Source organism: Litoribrevibacter euphylliae (assembly GCF_042646085.1).
Lineage (GTDB): Bacteria > Pseudomonadota > Gammaproteobacteria > Pseudomonadales > Litoribrevibacteraceae > Litoribrevibacter > Litoribrevibacter euphylliae.
Map to the genome: position 1 here is coordinate 1,036,225 of NZ_JBHRSZ010000004.1, position 15,498 is coordinate 1,051,722.

General features: G+C 43.5%; 15 protein-coding genes. 3 read left to right on the forward strand and 12 right to left on the reverse strand.

The features are described from left to right. Nucleotides 1–3: 3 nt before the first annotated feature. The 8 genes from ACFOEK_RS12315 to ACFOEK_RS12350 form a co-directional block, all read right to left on the reverse strand. Complete coding sequence (locus tag ACFOEK_RS12315; protein WP_386721283.1) at nt 4–1,305, reverse strand: HDOD domain-containing protein; 1,302 nt, start codon at nt 1,303–1,305, stop codon at nt 4–6. Between the two features lie 72 nt (nt 1,306–1,377). Then, the gene (locus ACFOEK_RS12320; protein WP_386721286.1) at nt 1,378–2,685 is read right to left on the reverse strand and encodes an HDOD domain-containing protein; all 1,308 of its coding nucleotides are present in this window, start codon (nt 2,683–2,685) and stop codon (nt 1,378–1,380) included. 47 nt (nt 2,686–2,732) lie between these two features. Continuing rightward, the gene (locus tag ACFOEK_RS12325) at nt 2,733–2,972 is read right to left on the reverse strand and encodes a hypothetical protein (protein ID WP_386721289.1); all 240 of its coding nucleotides are present in this window, start codon (nt 2,970–2,972) and stop codon (nt 2,733–2,735) included. A 66-nt stretch (nt 2,973–3,038) separates the two neighbouring features. After that, nucleotides 3,039–3,239, reverse strand: a complete 201-nt coding sequence (locus ACFOEK_RS12330) for a hypothetical protein (RefSeq protein ID WP_386721292.1) — start codon at nt 3,237–3,239, stop codon at nt 3,039–3,041. A 101-nt stretch (nt 3,240–3,340) separates the two neighbouring features. Then, nucleotides 3,341–4,924 (reverse strand): NAD(P)H-hydrate dehydratase, encoded by a 1,584-nt coding sequence (locus ACFOEK_RS12335; protein WP_386721295.1) that lies wholly within the window; start codon nt 4,922–4,924, stop codon nt 3,341–3,343. A 51-nt stretch (nt 4,925–4,975) separates the two neighbouring features. Beyond that, on the reverse strand, nt 4,976–6,259 hold the full coding sequence (locus ACFOEK_RS12340; protein ID WP_386721298.1) for a DsbA family protein: 1,284 nt from the start codon (nt 6,257–6,259) through the stop codon (nt 4,976–4,978). 8 nt (nt 6,260–6,267) lie between these two features. After that, nucleotides 6,268–6,933, reverse strand: coding sequence for a class I SAM-dependent methyltransferase (locus ACFOEK_RS12345; RefSeq protein ID WP_386721301.1), 666 nt, complete (start codon nt 6,931–6,933; stop codon nt 6,268–6,270). 429 nt (nt 6,934–7,362) lie between these two features. Beyond that, a complete protein-coding gene (locus ACFOEK_RS12350; protein WP_386721304.1) occupies nt 7,363–8,304 on the reverse strand; it encodes a LysR family transcriptional regulator in 942 nt (313 codons plus the stop codon). A gap of 140 nt (nt 8,305–8,444) precedes the next feature. Here ACFOEK_RS12350 and ACFOEK_RS12355 point away from each other — a divergent pair, with 140 nt between their 5' ends. Then, nucleotides 8,445–9,029: a DNA-3-methyladenine glycosylase I gene (locus ACFOEK_RS12355; protein ID WP_386721307.1), complete on the forward strand. Its 585-nt coding sequence runs from the start codon at nt 8,445–8,447 to the stop codon at nt 9,027–9,029. Nucleotides 9,030–9,041: 12 nt separating this feature from the next. Here the strand turns inward: ACFOEK_RS12355 and ACFOEK_RS12360 are convergent, their stop codons facing one another. After that, nucleotides 9,042–9,803 carry a sulfite exporter TauE/SafE family protein gene (locus ACFOEK_RS12360; RefSeq protein WP_386721310.1) on the reverse strand — a complete coding sequence of 254 codons (762 nt, stop codon included), beginning with the start codon at nt 9,801–9,803 and terminating at the stop codon, nt 9,042–9,044. 351 nt (nt 9,804–10,154) lie between these two features. On the opposite strand from ACFOEK_RS12360, the gene rmf reads away from it, so the two are divergent. Next, nucleotides 10,155–10,352, forward strand: a complete 198-nt coding sequence (gene rmf / locus ACFOEK_RS12365; RefSeq protein ID WP_284381657.1) for a ribosome modulation factor — start codon at nt 10,155–10,157, stop codon at nt 10,350–10,352. Between the two features lie 228 nt (nt 10,353–10,580). Further along, nucleotides 10,581–11,006, forward strand: a complete 426-nt coding sequence (locus ACFOEK_RS12370) for a hypothetical protein (RefSeq protein WP_386721314.1) — start codon at nt 10,581–10,583, stop codon at nt 11,004–11,006. A gap of 15 nt (nt 11,007–11,021) precedes the next feature. Here the strand turns inward: ACFOEK_RS12370 and ACFOEK_RS12375 are convergent, their stop codons facing one another. The 3 genes from ACFOEK_RS12375 to acnD form a co-directional block, all read right to left on the reverse strand. Continuing rightward, nucleotides 11,022–11,471 carry a methyltransferase family protein gene (locus ACFOEK_RS12375; protein ID WP_386721317.1) on the reverse strand — a complete coding sequence of 150 codons (450 nt, stop codon included), beginning with the start codon at nt 11,469–11,471 and terminating at the stop codon, nt 11,022–11,024. Nucleotides 11,472–11,571: 100 nt separating this feature from the next. Then, the gene (gene prpF / locus ACFOEK_RS12380; protein ID WP_386721320.1) at nt 11,572–12,750 is read right to left on the reverse strand and encodes a 2-methylaconitate cis-trans isomerase PrpF; all 1,179 of its coding nucleotides are present in this window, start codon (nt 12,748–12,750) and stop codon (nt 11,572–11,574) included. Nucleotides 12,751–12,902: 152 nt separating this feature from the next. After that, nucleotides 12,903–15,488 carry a Fe/S-dependent 2-methylisocitrate dehydratase AcnD gene (gene acnD, locus ACFOEK_RS12385; protein ID WP_386721323.1) on the reverse strand — a complete coding sequence of 862 codons (2,586 nt, stop codon included), beginning with the start codon at nt 15,486–15,488 and terminating at the stop codon, nt 12,903–12,905. Nucleotides 15,489–15,498 lie beyond the last annotated feature (10 nt).

The window sequence follows — 15,498 nt, forward strand, 5'->3', positions numbered from 1 at the left end:
TGCCTAATTTGGCATCAACAGAGAGGACTCAACGGCTGAAATTTCATTCCTAGCCGCTGAAATGATTTCAATACTTTTATCAGGTGTTAGTTGAAGTTTATGAGCTAACTTACTGAAAGAGCTGATATTTGGAAGAGGTGGACAATTAACTAAAAACTTCTGAATGATGTTCAGGTGTGCCTCAGACAAAATCAAAATGTCAGTCATTGTGATTTTTTCAGCATCCGGCTGATAGTTCCAATCTTCCGCATGCGCTGCGATTTCAATCAATTCCCTGGGCCACTTCCATTCTTTAAGCATATAAGCGCCCATGACATTTTTCGTTTTATTAATGAATTCATCAATGTCAATCAGATCACTTTCCAGAAGCCCAGGGATACTGTCTAAATAAACCAGTGCAGGTAGAACGCCGATGTTTTGAACAATCCCACCAAGTAATGCTTCGTTCTCATCCATCCCTTTTACGCATTTAGCGAAAATGTAAGCAATGGCTGAGACTCGTCGGGATATACCCCAGTGTGCTCTAAAGCGTTTACGTATCTCTTTATTATTTGCCGAGAACAGTTCTCGTAAGGCAAAGAGTTGCACCAGCTGCTTGGTGGTTTTAAATCCAATTCGAGTCACTGCCTCTTCACAACTATTGATGTCCCTTGAGCCTTTAAATAAGGGGCTATTCGCTGTACTTACCAGTTTTACTGCGATTGAAGGATCTAAAGCTACCGTTCTCGCGACTTCACCTGAACTCGACGTAGGGTCCTCAACCATTTTGGCAACCTTTTGTGCAATTTCAGGCATGCTGGGCAAGACAAACTTTCCCGTTTTTACGTCGCTTGCAAACTTTTGTATAAGATCTTTCAACAGGGTTGGGGAACCTAGATCTACATAAGAGGGCTGGCTTTCTGCTTGGGTTTGAGTCTGTGATTGGCTAAAAAATTTTGCGATGACATCCCATGCTATCTCGATCATAGTGCATTCAGGGTTCGCATAGACATCAAATTGTCGAGGTTGAAGGTGAGACACAGGGTTAACGGCATCCGGCGTATTCGCCTTAATGATCTTTTCTTTACCGTCTTTCGCTACTTTTCTGATCGATCCAGATAACAGAAAATATTCGACGTTATTTGTCGATCCCCTCTCAAGAACTCGCTCACCCTCTTTGTACTTCCTTAATTGATTCTTTGCTTCCAATAAAACAAGCTGTTTTTTCCCCATGTCCCTAAGTGGTTTGAACTTTTTAAGATCCAATATGGTAGCTTTTGCGCTAACAGCAGTAATTGGCTCATTTTTCTTCCTGAATGAGAACATAAGCACTCCTCTTCTGACCCTAATGTAAGGATAGACAAAGATCTAAAAAGTGCTGTGTAAGAATTTCGTGAGCTAGCTCGGAAAAGCGATGGTTGACGTAACTGACTGAATTTCTTTCTTCGCATTCACTAAAATCTGGATGCTCTTCTCAGGCGTAAGGCCTAGTTTTATCGCAAGCTTTGAAAAAGACGAGATTTCTTGTAACGGTGGGCACGAAAGAAACTTTCTAATAATGTTTAGGTGGGCATTTGCAACAATCACGATATCCGTCATATCAATAGATTGATTGGTTGATTGGTATGACCAATTCTCAGCGTGAGCTACCACTTCAATTAACTGCTCTGGCCACTCCCAGTGTCTAAGCATGTAGACACCCATTTGAGTCTTGGTTTTATTGACGAACTCATCAATGGTCAGTTGATAACGCTCAAGTACTTCTGGCATTTGCTCTGCATAGAGCAATGCAGGAACAACGCCTATATTATGTATTGCTCCACCTAGCATGGCTTCGTTGGGATTAACCGTGCGATTTAAACGGGCCAGGATATAGGCAATGGCAGCCACTTGTTTACTGACATTCCAGTGTGCTCGAAGGCGCTTTTGGATTTCAGGTGTCTTGGATTGATATAGGTCTCTCACCGCAAAGACTTTGATCAAATCTCTGGTGGTTTTCATCCCGATCCGTACGATTGCATCTTCACACGAAGTAACTTCTCGAATTCCTCTAAATAACGGACTGTTAGCACAACTGACTAGTTTGATGGCAATGGCCGGATCCAGACTGACCTTCCTGGCTACTTTGTTTACATTAATATCTGGATCATCTAACGAATCAACAATTTGTGACGCGACCTCAGGGATGCTAGGAAGAACAAAACGCCCTGTTGATATGTCGTGTTCAAAATGATCAAGAACGGCCTTGACAGCGGTATCAAGCGGTGTCGTTGATAAAATTGGGCGATAAACTTGAGGGGTATGCTGTGAAGTCAGCACTTCTTTGGCTTGCTCAAAGTAATCACTGAGGATGTTTCTATTGAATACCAGTAGTTGTACCGAGGTTTTAGCGAACACATTGTATCTGCGAGGCTGTAAATTCGCGATGGGATGAGTTGCAGCACTGCTACCAGATGAAATGACTTTAGTTTTACCGTCTTGAGCTTTTAACAGAACTTTGCCGCTCAAAAGGTAGTACTGGAGATCATCAGTTGAACCCGCTTTAGTGATCAACTTCCCTTTTTTAAGGTTGATAATCTTGGTCTTTGCAGTGAGAAGTATCTTGTGATGCTGAGTTAGAGCATTTATCGGATTAAATTGATTTAAAACTTCGAGAGTGACTTCTTGCACCGTTGAGCGCTTCTTACCCCGAAACAATTTAAGCATTGTGATTCCAGTTTTATTATTTTTATGAGTTGCAATCGTTATGTTTTTTATCTCTGTTGCCCTTTATAAGCAGCAATATCTTTCTCTTTTTCCCGTAGTGTGTATTCAAGGTCAGCGATTTTTTGCTGGGATTCTTTAGCCGAACTTTCCAGTTCAGTAATTTCATCTGACAGATGCTTTGTCGCATCTCTAAGGGTGTCTTGTAGTAGGGTTTGATATTTCCGGCTCAGGATAACCCAAGCAATCAGAACGCCTAATAAAAAAGAGCCTAAAACAATCAACGGCATACTTAAATCTTCGGATAGTTAGTAATGAGAAAGTTGTATGTAAAGTTACATATTATTACAAATGGGTCAAGCAGTTACGATTAGCTCGTCGGGAAGCTTGGAAGCAATAGCCCACATATGATGATCACCAAGCTGTTTGGCATCTTTTGGTAATGCCTCAGCCGTTTCAAAACGAAACTCTTTGGTTGTCCGACCAATGACTCGAAAGACATTGGCTTGCGCCTTCAGAAACAGTTCTTCGCCCGCGCGATAGATTGTTATATCCATCGTTATCCACCCTTCTAGATTTTTTATAATACTTTATGTTTTTTATGTAGGTTGGATTAAAGAACAGTGTCATTAAAATGGCAAGGTCTGAAAAGTGCATTCTAAGTGGCTATTTTTTCTAGTGTTTCGTTTATGATCAATTTCGAAGCGGAAATGACATCCGTTGGTAAGCATCCGATAATGCCTTGTTGCGACGCAGACTCTCCCGCCATGGCATGAATAAAAGCCGCATATTTAGTGCTCTCAATACAGTCTTGAGACTTCGCTAAAAAGGAAAGTATCAAACCCGAAAGTACGTCTCCCATACCTCCAGATGCCATAGCCTCATTGCCTAGATAACATATATAAATATTGTTGCTGTTATTGGAAATAAGCGTTCCACTGCCTTTAAGTAATACAGTGCATTGAAATTGATCAACCAGTTTTGTGATCGATAAATATCGATCAGATTCAATCTCCTCAACACTGCACTCCAACAGTCTTGCTGCTTCAGCGGGATGCGGCGTAAGAATACACTTGCCATGGCCGTGCTGCTGCCAAATTTCGGGATGCATAGCGATTAGGTTTAGTCCGTCGGCGTCAATGATGGTTGGCTTGCCGGTCTTTAACACGTCAGTCAGTAATCGTTTAGCATGGCCAGCGGTTGATAAGCCTGGGCCAATCGCAACTGCATTAGCAGGTTCCAGTAAATCAGGAAGTTGCTTCTCTATGTCTTTTTCAAACCCTCTCACCATAACCTCTGGTGATCGGGATAACATTGGAGTCACAGCATTATTTCCTACCAAAGCGGATAACAGGCCGATGCCTGATTTTAATGACGCCTCACATGCTAATAGTGCTGCACCGCTGGTACCATCACTTCCACCGATAAATAAAGCCCGGCCAGAATTACCCTTATGATCAGCCGCGCGTCGTTTGAATAGGTTTAACTTTATGGATTCAGAGCTCAGTAAGCACATAAGAGAATCCACCTGTGATTTAATGTCTGAGCCTATACCCAGCTCATCATAAGATAGTGTTCCTGTATAATTCTTTGCTTGCCCGGTAACCAGTCCCTTATTAATTCCAATAAAGGTGATTGTGTGATCCGCCTGGACTGCTGTACCCAATGGACGACCTGTATCCGCGGATAAGCCAGAGGGTATGTCAACGGCAATGGTTGGGTGATTAGACTGATTTATCCATGCAATTGCTTTCTGATACTCACCTCTTACTTCTCCAGCCAACCCCGTTCCTAACATACTGTCAATAATTAAGTAGCTCCCATCATCTGTTGTGATACTGGAGCTCTTAAAGCTTTCAAAGGAGATAATACGGGTATTTTTATGTTTATTTAGATCTTTAAAGGCGTGTAATGCTTCGCCTTGAAGCGTTTCCGAGAGAGTCTCTGTTTCGCCGATCTGAACGACAGTAACGTCGATATCATGAGCTTTAGCCAAAGTGGCAGCTACGTAGCCATCTCCCCCGTTATTGCCCCTCCCACAAAAAATTAACCAATGGCATTTTTCTGGATAGAGAGAGGATGCAAACTGAAAAAGAGCGTACCCGGCTTTCTTCATCAAAGCGTATCCATTGCCTTGATAGAGTTGTTCTATTGCTAATTTATCTATATCCCTGGTTTGTTGGGCTGAATACAGTGATTGAGAAAAGTGGTTAATGTGCAGAGATGTAAGAGATTTAATCACAGTATAACTCGTTCGTTTGTGGTCTTTTTTTGATGGCTTTTAATTAAATCATTAAAACGCCTTTTCAAAAATCAGCGGCATTCGATCTTGGCCCCAGGCCACTAATTTCCCTTTACTGAATGATGGGACGCCCCATAAGCCGAGTCGACCAAGTGCTTTACGGTTTGTTTCTGCATCGTGTTCGTACGATTTCGATGCTTTTGAGTGGTGAATTTTATCAATTGGCAGTTTGAACTCAGACGCAATTAGTTTGAGGTAAGCATCAGAAGATACATCTTGTCCTTGAGACCAAATGTCATGCATTAAGCGATAGGATACCGCCAACTGTTGATTTACTGGTGTGTTGTGAAAAATGGCTAAGGCTTGCGCGACCCCTTTCCCTAAAGGATCCCATACTCTCCCAAAATCAATGTCTTCAAAATGTGCAATACGAGCTGCATCTTGCAAAATATACATTTTCTTGGCTTTAGGCACGGGGAGGCCCCGAGTAACCATAGGTAAAACAGGTTTAAGATTGATATGCTCGAGGGGGTAATCAGTCTGATTTTTAAATAACCTTGCTATGGCTATGTAAGAATACGGGCTTCGGAAAGAGAAATAGAAATCTACCTTATCTTGGGGGCGTGATGGCACCCTTACCCTACCCCAGTCAGGATATAAGCGGGTTTGGTGTTCTTGAGCGGCAAAGCGCTTTAATCTATCTCTGAGCAAATAGATGCGATCCAATCCCCAATACCATTCACCTCGATAATGAATTGAAGCCGCCATATAAAATCCGGATTTATAAAACGCCTCTGTGTTTTCTCTTAACTTGGCGGCTACATCAAATGCATCAAGCGTTTTGTTGTGCTGAAGCAATTTATGAATTGTTGGGAAGTCCCCGTGCCAATAGGCATCCATGGTTTGTTTGGCAAGTTGTAACCACTCGGCAGTTGTTGTTCTTGGTTGTAGTAATATTCTTAGTGCATCAGTCTTGAGTCGTTTCTGACTTGGGATCAGTGTTGGGAACTCAAGTCCCCAAGCTTGAGCCTGGTATCCAGCATCCACCAATGCATATCGTTCCAAAGCATCGGAATCAGGGATATACATTGGATCTCTTGGTGCCACAACATGGACATCAAAGCTTATCTTGAAAGCCTGTTCAAGCTCTTCAATGACGGGGAGGAGCAGATACGAATATGGATCTTCCAGATCAAAATAGAAACTGGCGTGATGGCCTTTTCGACTGATTTTACGGCAGGCCTCTGAAAAGCTATGGCGAAGCAATCTCAAACGTTTTGAGCAAATAAAAGCGGCTAGATAGCTTTGAAGTAGTTTATCAACTTTTATATCCATGTATTTGATTATCTTATCTTTTTAGCCAATGTTAGACCGTCAGAAATTGGTATCATCGAAATCTCCATGTCTACATCCTGATGCAATAGATCATTTAGCTTTCGAACACCTTGGGTTGGCTCGGTGTTATCAGTCGGGTCGGCCACTTTCCCACCCCAGAACACATTATCAATGAATAACACGCCACCGAGTTTTAGTAACTTCTTTAATTTCTCGTAATACGCGGGATAGTTTTCTTTATCTGCATCCAGAAAGGCAAGATCAAAGGACCCTGTATGGCCTGTTTCTAGGAGCTCATCCAGGCTATCGAGCGCTTGACCGAGTTTTAAATGAATTTTGTGGTCTACGCCTGCTTGTTGCCAATATCGTTTCGCAACGGATGTCCAATTTTCATCAAGATCACAGGTGGTTATAAGGCAAGAATCATCAGATGCTAAAGCCATGCACAAACTGCTATAACCAGTGAATGTACCCACTTCAACAATTTTTCGTGGCTGGAGCAAAGAAACCATGAACTTCATGAACTGCCCTTGTTCTGGCGAAATCTGCATTCTCGCCATAGGATCTTTAGCTGTCTCGTCTCTCAAGTTGCGAAGCAGAGGTTCTTCTCTAGTCCCTTTTTCTAGTAGGTAGGTATATAAGTGATCCTCCATGGCGCCTGATTGTTGAGTCATTAGTCATTCCTTTGTCTTATTAATGGCTTGTTTTAGATCAATTTTAGGAGAAATTTGAAGGTTTTACTGAGGAAATGAGAGCAAATAGTTGATAAATTGAACTTCTACAGCAAAAGTTAGTCTATAGAAGTTGAAAAAATAGACGATAATAAAAGTGTAATCATTTAGGTTTACATTGGAATATTGATAACCAAGGAGGCAACTATGCGTAATGGCATCATCTGCTATGGTCGTGTTACTAAGCCGAAAAGAAACGTTTGTATTAGTGAATCTTCGAAGTAACGTAACAAACTCCGCTGCGGAGTGAACGATCAAAAGCAGCAATCAACGTTGGCAAGAATCCACAGGCACTCGCTAGGATTCCTGCCAAAATTACCACCCCTTCCAAATTCCCCTCATATTTTTTCCATTCTTCGCTATATAGAGAGATTATTGCTCCACTTTTTCTGCAACTTTAGTAATCAGATTTCGCAACCAAATGTGCGCAGGATTACTATGCAGTAACGGGCTCCATGCCATTTTTAGTTCGAAAGAAGGAATTTCAAAAGGCGGCTCTTTAACAATCAACTTATCTTGTTTGGTATTAAGCCCTACAGCACGGGTTGGCAGTGTTGCAATCAAATCATTGTCTTGGGCTAATAAAATGGCGATTTGGTAGTGACGAGTAAAGACACTGATATTTCTTTTCTTTTCGATCTTGGCCAGAGCTTCATCTACCCATCCCAGTTTCTGCACCTGCCTTGGGTTGACTCCGACCCCGACTCCGACCCCTGTCTTACTTACCCAAATGTGCTTGGCAGATAAATAACTGTTCAGGTTGAAATCATTAATGATCGGGTTTTCAGGGCTCATGATGCATGAAAAGCTATCGGTCCAGACCGTTTTCTGATGAAAAGACTGAGGAAGATGATCAAAACGGTTAATCGCCATATCAACACGCCCCTGCTCCACATCAGCAAAGCTAACGTCACTCGGGGTTAATACATCCAGAGTGATGTTTGGCGCTTTCTGACGAACTTCTTTGAGCATTTCAGGCATGAGCGTAGATTCTGCGTAGTCTGACGCCATGATTCGAAAGACTCGGTTGCTTTCGCCTTCTTGGAAATCCACAATTGGCTGAACCGCTTGATCAACACGAGAAAGAATTTCACGAATTTGCGGTTGTAGCTCTTTAGCGCGCTCTGTGGCGGTCATACCTTCAGAGGTACGGATAAGTAGAGGGTCTTGAAAAAGCTCTCTTAAGCGCTTCAGGCCATTACTCATAGCCGGCTGCGTAATGCCTAGCTGCTCTGCAGCTTTAGTAACATTTTTCTCTCTGAGCAGTACATCCAGATGAACCAATAAATTTAAATCGATACGGCCAACATTCACAGAGAAAATATCCTTTAGCTTCTACATAAAACGAATTTATTTTACACGTAAATCCTAACCTCTTCCATGACGCTTCAAATGAGTTAAGCTACTCACCTGAAGAAACCAACGGTTAAGTCGAATTTACAAAGGAAAGTTACATGAAGCGTTGCGACTGGTGTGGCTCAGACCCACTGTATATGGATTATCACGATAACGTATGGGGCCGACCGGTTACTGACAGCCGAGATCTGTTTGCAAAGTTATGTTTGGATGGTCAACAAGCTGGCTTGAGCTGGATAACTATCTTGAGGAAACAGGACAGTTATTACAAAGCGTATGACGACTTTAATCCTGAGATCATCAGTACATACGATCAAGATAAAGTCGATTCCTTGTTGCAGGATTCAGGAATCGTCAGAAATAAACTGAAAGTTCAGTCCATCATCAAGAACGCAAAAGGTTATTTAGCCATTGAAAATGAACTAGGATCGTTTGCCCAATACATTTGGTCATTCGTTAACCATAAACCTATCATCAATGAATGGACATCAATGAGCGAAATACCTACAACTTCACCTGAATCGGATGCGATGTCCAAGGACTTGAAGAAGAAAGGATTTTCTTTTGTTGGTAGCACCATTTGTTATGCCTTCATGCAGGCCGTGGGCATGGTTCAGGACCATATAATCGACTGCCCCAGTTACCAACCATGCATCGAAGAAAGTAAACGCTTTAAGCTCTGATGGGTGAACAGTCTACAGAGTATCCAGTAATAATTTTGTGGCCATTATCATCATGGCCACAGAAACAACCACCTTGATTGCCTTCTCGCCACGTTTGACTGAAACACTTGCTGACCACCATGCACCTATAAAGTTGCCTGCGCCCAGCCATAAAGCATAGGTCCAGTTGATATTGCCAGACCAGATGAAAATAGTGAGAACCGGCAACGTATAAATCAACACCAGAAAGACTTTGTGGATATTGATTTCAAGTAATTTCATACCTGCTAACTGCCGAAAGCAGATCATGACTACAAAGCCTATACCCGCTTGGATAAAGCCACCGTAAAATCCAGTAAAAATTAAAGACGCATAGAATGCTGGTGAATAGTTCTTTTCAGATTTCTCAGCGGGTAATTTCAACGGAATGAGAATAGTTATGATCACAAAAATAATAACGAGCACTAATATACGTTGAAACCACTGGTCAGGGATTTCGATTGCAAAAAAAGCCCCAAATAACGCACCAGGAATAGTCCAGAGTGAAAGCTTCACACTTTCAAATACATCGTTTTTTAGTTTTTTCTTGAACGCAATTATGGCCGACACGCTTTCTGCAACCAGAGCTACCCTATTGGTGCCATTGGCGACTTGAGGATCAACGCCCATGAGGATCATGCTGCCTAAAGTGAGAACCGATCCACCGCCGGCCATTACATTAATAAACCCGGCAATGCATCCCACAACGAACAGAGTGACAGAGAAGAGAAAAGGTTCTTGTAGGAGAAAATCCATGTTAGTTATCAGCTCGTTAATGAGAAAACTTTAAGCAAAAGTGGTCTATACTCCACTCATCGAATTAACTAAAAAAAGTTGCTGCCGCTCATCTGATGGTCAGAAACGAACTATACTTGTTCATTCGTTTTTCTCAACTCTCTTGGACTTCCCTCAAACCAGGCCATTCCCGCTTGAGCAAAAAAGTTCCGATTTGCTAAATATTAAATCTTCATTACAGAATTATTTCTAAGATCAAAATATTTCTAGAACACTTTGTTCAGAACAGGTAAAACTAAATATACCAAGTCGCTTTATTTACTTGGTTCAAAGACAACTTTTCATCACATAAGACCAAAAGGGGAAGAATAGATGAGAAGACAGAAACGCGATCAAGCAAGCCGAGCTTTCAACAAGGGTTACACCGCAGGAGTGATGGGTAAGTCCAAAGATATGGCGCCCCAGAACCCGGTGCTGAGACACAATTGGCTATGCGGATGGCGAGAGGGCCGTTCTGATCAGTGGGATGGCATGACAGGTGTTTCTGGAGTCCACAAAATTCCGCTCTGATGAATATCATCAAAGCAAAGCTTTACGAGGTATAGGGGACTGAATAAGTCCCCTTTCTATTTGATTAAAATGCTCGTAATTCCTTTCTAATCCTCGATCATAGTTGTTGTCAGAGGTTCCTTAGCAATAGAGTTATTTTCAGCTAGTCTAGATAAGAAATGCAGAGTAAAACGCTGTTAAATGAAACGTCACGGCTCCTATAAGTTATCCTATTCAAAGGACACCTTATTGGTTAAGTTCTTTGGAAGTTGGAATCTAGAAACCACCCGCTTGTATGCCTTGGAATACAAAGCTGTTGTCTCCCCTCTCATTCATCAGGATTGGGCGGTTGTCTATGACATGCGAGACTGGGAGTTAGCTACGCCTGAGAGCATGACTGTTTTCCAGAGTTTAATAAAATGGTGTTTTGATAAAGGGCTTCGTTCATGCATTTATGTTTTTGAAGATTCATTTATCAAGCAACATTACTTAAAACAGATAACAGCAAAATTAGACTGTTTACCAGAGAGTTATAGTGTTACCCAAATGCGTAATTTAGATCATGCTCATGACTGGCTAAAGACTCATGGACATGATGTAGATATAAAGGCATTGATGGAATTTGAAGATCAGAGCATCAAACGAGAACGATCAGCGTCGAATTTTACTTACTAAGTCTCAATCTCTCTGTTACAACCAGCGACGTACATTTGCCTTATAGGCTTGAAAACTCTCACCAAACTTCTGCTCTACCATTCGCTCTTCAGGTTTGATTTGAAAATAATGAATGTAGGCAATAAAGAAAATTACAGCGATCCATGTTGATACTTCAGACCAGTAAAACGTGCCACCAACCAGCACCAAGGTCATACCCAAATACATAGGGTTTCGTGTGTACTTAAAAATTCCACTCGTAACTAAAGCAGTCACTTCGTCGGGCTTCATTGGGTTCACTGTCGTTTGTTTTCGACGAAATTCAACCACCCCTAGTAGCATTACTACGCATCCAATGGCGCACCATAAAATGGGAATCCATAAGGGTAGCGTCCCAAACGAATAAATTGGCAGATAATCTGCCAATTCTATTTGAGCCAACGCAGACACCAATAAAATGACTAAAGGCGGAATTTTCAAGTCCATAATCTATCCCACTAAGTAATTAGCTTTCAGTATAAACAAAAAAACCTGACACGATAGGCCAGGTTTTGAATTGCATGAACTTGTTCAAGCACGCACAGGTTTAAAAGGAATCTCCAGGGATTCTCACCCACCCTTCCATTAATACGCGCGCACTTCGACTCATGATGGCTTTTTTTGCAGTCCATTGGCTGTTGTTTTGCTCCGCTTCCGCACCAACTTTGAGGGTGCCGGAAGGATGACCAAAGGTAACAGACGTACGCTCACCACCGCCAGCGGCCAAATTCACAAGTGTTCCCGGAATCGCTGCTGCGGTACCAATAGCAACGGCTGCCGTTCCCATCATAGCGTGATGAAGTTTACCCATGGACAAAGCCCGTACAACCAGATCAATGTCGCCTGCCTCAACCACTTTACCGCTTGAGGAGGTATAAGACTGTGCTTTCCCGACAAACGCGACTTTCGGCGTGTGCTGGCGTGCTGCAGCTTCAGAAACATCGCTGATTAAGCCCATTTGCACTGCGCCATGAGCCCGAATCGTCTCAAAACGTTCCAGCGCAGCAGGGTCACCATTAATGGCTTCCTGAAGTTCTGTACCTGTATAGCCAATCTCTTCTGCATTTAAGAAGATGGTTGGGATACCTGCATTGATCATGGTTGCTTTCAATGTACCTACACCTGGCACGTCAAGGTCATCGACTAGATTTCCGGTTGGGAACATAGCCCCCTCCCCATCAGCCGGGTCAAGAAACTCGATTTGAACTTCTGCCGCTGGAAACGTCACCCCATCCAGCTCGAAATTACCGGTTTCTTGCACTTCACCGTTTGTCATCGGCACATGAGCAATGATGGTCTTTTTTATGTTAGCCTGCCAGATACGTACCGTTGCAATACCATTTTCAGGTAAACGATCCTGATCAACTAAACCTTTGCTGATAGCAAACGCACCTACAGCGGCTGACAGGTTGCCACAGTTACCACTCCAATCGACAAACGGTTTATCGATGGACACTTGGCCAAATAAGTAATCAACATCGTGATCCGATTGAGTACTTTTTGCCAAAATAACGGTTTTACTGGTGCTTGACGTCGCACCACCCATGCCATCGATTTGTTTTCCGTATGGGTCTGGGCTGCCAATGACGCGCTGTAAGATGGCGTCACGCGCTGCTCCCGGCACTTGAGCAACCTCCGGTAAATCTTCAACGCTGAAAAATACACCTTTGCTGGTGCCACCACGAATGTAAGTCGCAGGGATTTTAATCTGAGGAACTGAAGACATAGATAATTCTCTTGAAATTACGAACTATAAACAGGCATGAACAGCGATGAGCTAACCACCAGAGAGCAGAAATTGCTCTTTCCGATGATATTGAGGAAACCCAATATCATCGGAGGCATAGCATCGCTTTAATGATTACTGCTGGTTAAGCATTACTGTTGATTTAGAAAGTCCTTAGCAAAACGCTGTAATACACCGCCCGCAGCGTACACTGTAACTTCCTCTGCAGTATCCAAACGACAAGTTACTGGCACTTCAACACGTTCACCGTTCTTACGGTTGATGATTAAGGTAAGATCGGCACGAGGCTTGATATCGCCAATTACATCAAAGGTTTCAGTACCGTCAATGCCGTAAGTTTCACGAGTATCACCGGCTTTAAACTCAAGCGGAAGAACACCCATGCCAACCAGGTTTGTACGGTGAATGCGCTCAAAGCCTTCGGCAACAATGGCTTGTACACCGGCAAGACGAACACCTTTCGCCGCCCAGTCACGTGAAGAGCCCTGACCATAATCTGCGCCAGCAACGATGATCAATGGCTGCTCGCGATTCATGTAGGTTTCAATCGCTTCCCACATGCGCATTTGTTGACCTTCAGGTTCAACACGAGCAAGCGAACCTTGAATTACTTCACCATTTTCATCGCGACACATTTCGTTCAACAATTTAGGGTTAGCGAACGTTGCACGTTGAGCGGTTAAGTGATCACCACGGTGCGTTGCATAGGAGTTGAAGTCTTCTTCCGGCAAGCCCATTTTAGCCAGGTATTCACCTGCCGCGCTTGAAGCAAGAATCGCATTTGAAGGAGACAAGTGATCCGTTGTGATGTTGTCACCTAATACCGCTAATGGACGCATGCCTTTCAGAGCTCGCTCACCCGCCAACGCACCTTCCCAATATGGAGGACGACGGATATAGGTACTCATCTCACGCCAGTCGTACAGTGGGCTTTCTGCTTCTTCAATCGCACCTAGATCAAACATCGGAATGTATACTTGGTTGAATTGTTCTGGCTTAACGTGTTGGTTAACGATTTCGTCGATTTCATCGTCAGAAGGCCACAAGTCTTTCAACGTAATAGCATTACCTTTTGCATCTGTACCCAATGCATCTTGTTCGATATCAAAACGAACCGTTCCTGCCAACGCATAGGCAACAACCAATGGAGGAGACGCAAGGAAAGCTTGTTTAGCATACGGGTGAATACGACCGTCGAAGTTGCGGTTACCCGAAAGCACGGCAGTTGCGTAAAGGTCACGATCAATGATTTCTTGCTGGATCTTAGGATCTAACGCACCGCTCATACCGTTACAGGTTGTACAAGCATAAGCAACGATACCGAAACCTAGCTTTTCCAACTCAGGAAGAAGACCTGATTCTTCAAGATACAGTTTTGCTACTTTTGAACCTGGAGCAAACGACGTCTTCACCCAAGGCTTACGAATTAGGCCAAGTTCGTTGGCTTTCTTTGCAACCAAGCCTGCTGCAACCACGTTTCTTGGGTTGCTGGTGTTTGTGCAAGAGGTAATCGCAGCAATGATTACTGCCCCATCCGGCATTTCACCCTCTTTCTCTTCCCACTTACCTGCAATGCCGCGTGCAGCAAGATCAGATGTTGGAAGTCGACGATGCGGGTTTGACGGGCCAGCCATGTTACGAACCACACTGGATAGATCAAACTCTAGTACACGCTCGTATTCAGCGTCTTCTAAGCTGTCTGCCCATAGACCGGTTTCTTTCGCGTATTGCTCAACCAAAGCGACTTGTTCTGGTTCACGGCCTGTCAGCTTCAAGTAATCAATGGTCTGCTCATCGATATAGAACATCGCTGCCGTAGCGCCGTATTCAGGCGTCATGTTGGAGATGGTTGCACGGTCACCGATACTCAAGTCACGTGCACCTTCACCGAAGAACTCAAGATAAGAAGAAACTACACGTTCTTGTCTCAAGAATTCAGTGATCGCCAATACGATATCGGTTGCAGTAATACCCGGTTGACGCTTACCTGTTAGACGAACACCAACGATGTCAGGAAGACGCATCATAGATGGACGACCCAACATCACGGTTTCAGCTTCTAAACCACCCACACCAATTGCAATCACGCCTAGTGCGTCAACGTGTGGCGTGTGGCTGTCCGTTCCTACACAGGTATCAGGATAAGCTACACCGTCACGCGCCTGAATCACCGGAGACATTTTCTCCAAATTAATCTGGTGCATGATGCCGTTACCGGCAGGAATGACATCAACGTTTTTAAATGCAGTTTTAGTCCATTCGATGAAATGGAAGCGGTCTTCATTTCGACGATTCTCAATAGCGCGGTTCTTTTCGAACGCATCAGGATCAAAACCTGCGTGTTCTACTGCAAGCGAGTGGTCTACGATCAACTGAGTTGGAACCACTGGGTTCACCTGAGAAGGATCACCACCCTGCTCTGCAATGGCATCACGAAGACCCGCAAGGTCAACCAAGGCTGTTTGACCAAGGATGTCATGACACACTACACGCGCAGGATACCAAGGGAAATCCAGATCGCGTTTACGCTCAATGATCTGCTTTAGCGAATCGGTTAACGCTTCCGGTTCGCAACGGCGAACTAGTTGTTCAGCTAAGATGCGAGAGGTATACGGAAGCTTTTCATACGCACCTGGCTGAATGTCATTCACGGCAGCGCGCGTATCAAAATAATCTAGGTTAGAGCCTTCAAGAGACTTACGGTATTGAGAATTCATGGTTGTTCCA

Excerpts from the sequence above, each read along its gene's own strand:
- rmf (WP_284381657.1), top strand. The coding sequence starts at position 10,155 with ATGAGAAGACAGAAACGCGATCAAGCAAGCCGAGCTTTCAACAAGGGT.
- ACFOEK_RS12340 (WP_386721298.1), bottom strand. The coding sequence starts at position 6,259 with ATGGATATAAAAGTTGATAAACTACTTCAAAGCTATCTAGCCGCTTTT.
- ACFOEK_RS12315 (WP_386721283.1), bottom strand. The coding sequence starts at position 1,305 with ATGTTCTCATTCAGGAAGAAAAATGAGCCAATTACTGCTGTTAGCGCA.
- prpF (WP_386721320.1), bottom strand. The coding sequence starts at position 12,750 with ATGTCTTCAGTTCCTCAGATTAAAATCCCTGCGACTTACATTCGTGGT.
- acnD (WP_386721323.1), bottom strand. The coding sequence starts at position 15,488 with ATGAATTCTCAATACCGTAAGTCTCTTGAAGGCTCTAACCTAGATTAT.
- ACFOEK_RS12355 (WP_386721307.1), top strand. The coding sequence starts at position 8,445 with ATGAAGCGTTGCGACTGGTGTGGCTCAGACCCACTGTATATGGATTAT.
- ACFOEK_RS12360 (WP_386721310.1), bottom strand. The coding sequence starts at position 9,803 with ATGGATTTTCTCCTACAAGAACCTTTTCTCTTCTCTGTCACTCTGTTC.
- ACFOEK_RS12320 (WP_386721286.1), bottom strand. The coding sequence starts at position 2,685 with ATGCTTAAATTGTTTCGGGGTAAGAAGCGCTCAACGGTGCAAGAAGTC.
- ACFOEK_RS12325 (WP_386721289.1), bottom strand. The coding sequence starts at position 2,972 with ATGCCGTTGATTGTTTTAGGCTCTTTTTTATTAGGCGTTCTGATTGCT.
- ACFOEK_RS12345 (WP_386721301.1), bottom strand. The coding sequence starts at position 6,933 with ATGACTCAACAATCAGGCGCCATGGAGGATCACTTATATACCTACCTA.
- ACFOEK_RS12330 (WP_386721292.1), bottom strand. The coding sequence starts at position 3,239 with ATGGATATAACAATCTATCGCGCGGGCGAAGAACTGTTTCTGAAGGCG.
- ACFOEK_RS12375 (WP_386721317.1), bottom strand. The coding sequence starts at position 11,471 with ATGGACTTGAAAATTCCGCCTTTAGTCATTTTATTGGTGTCTGCGTTG.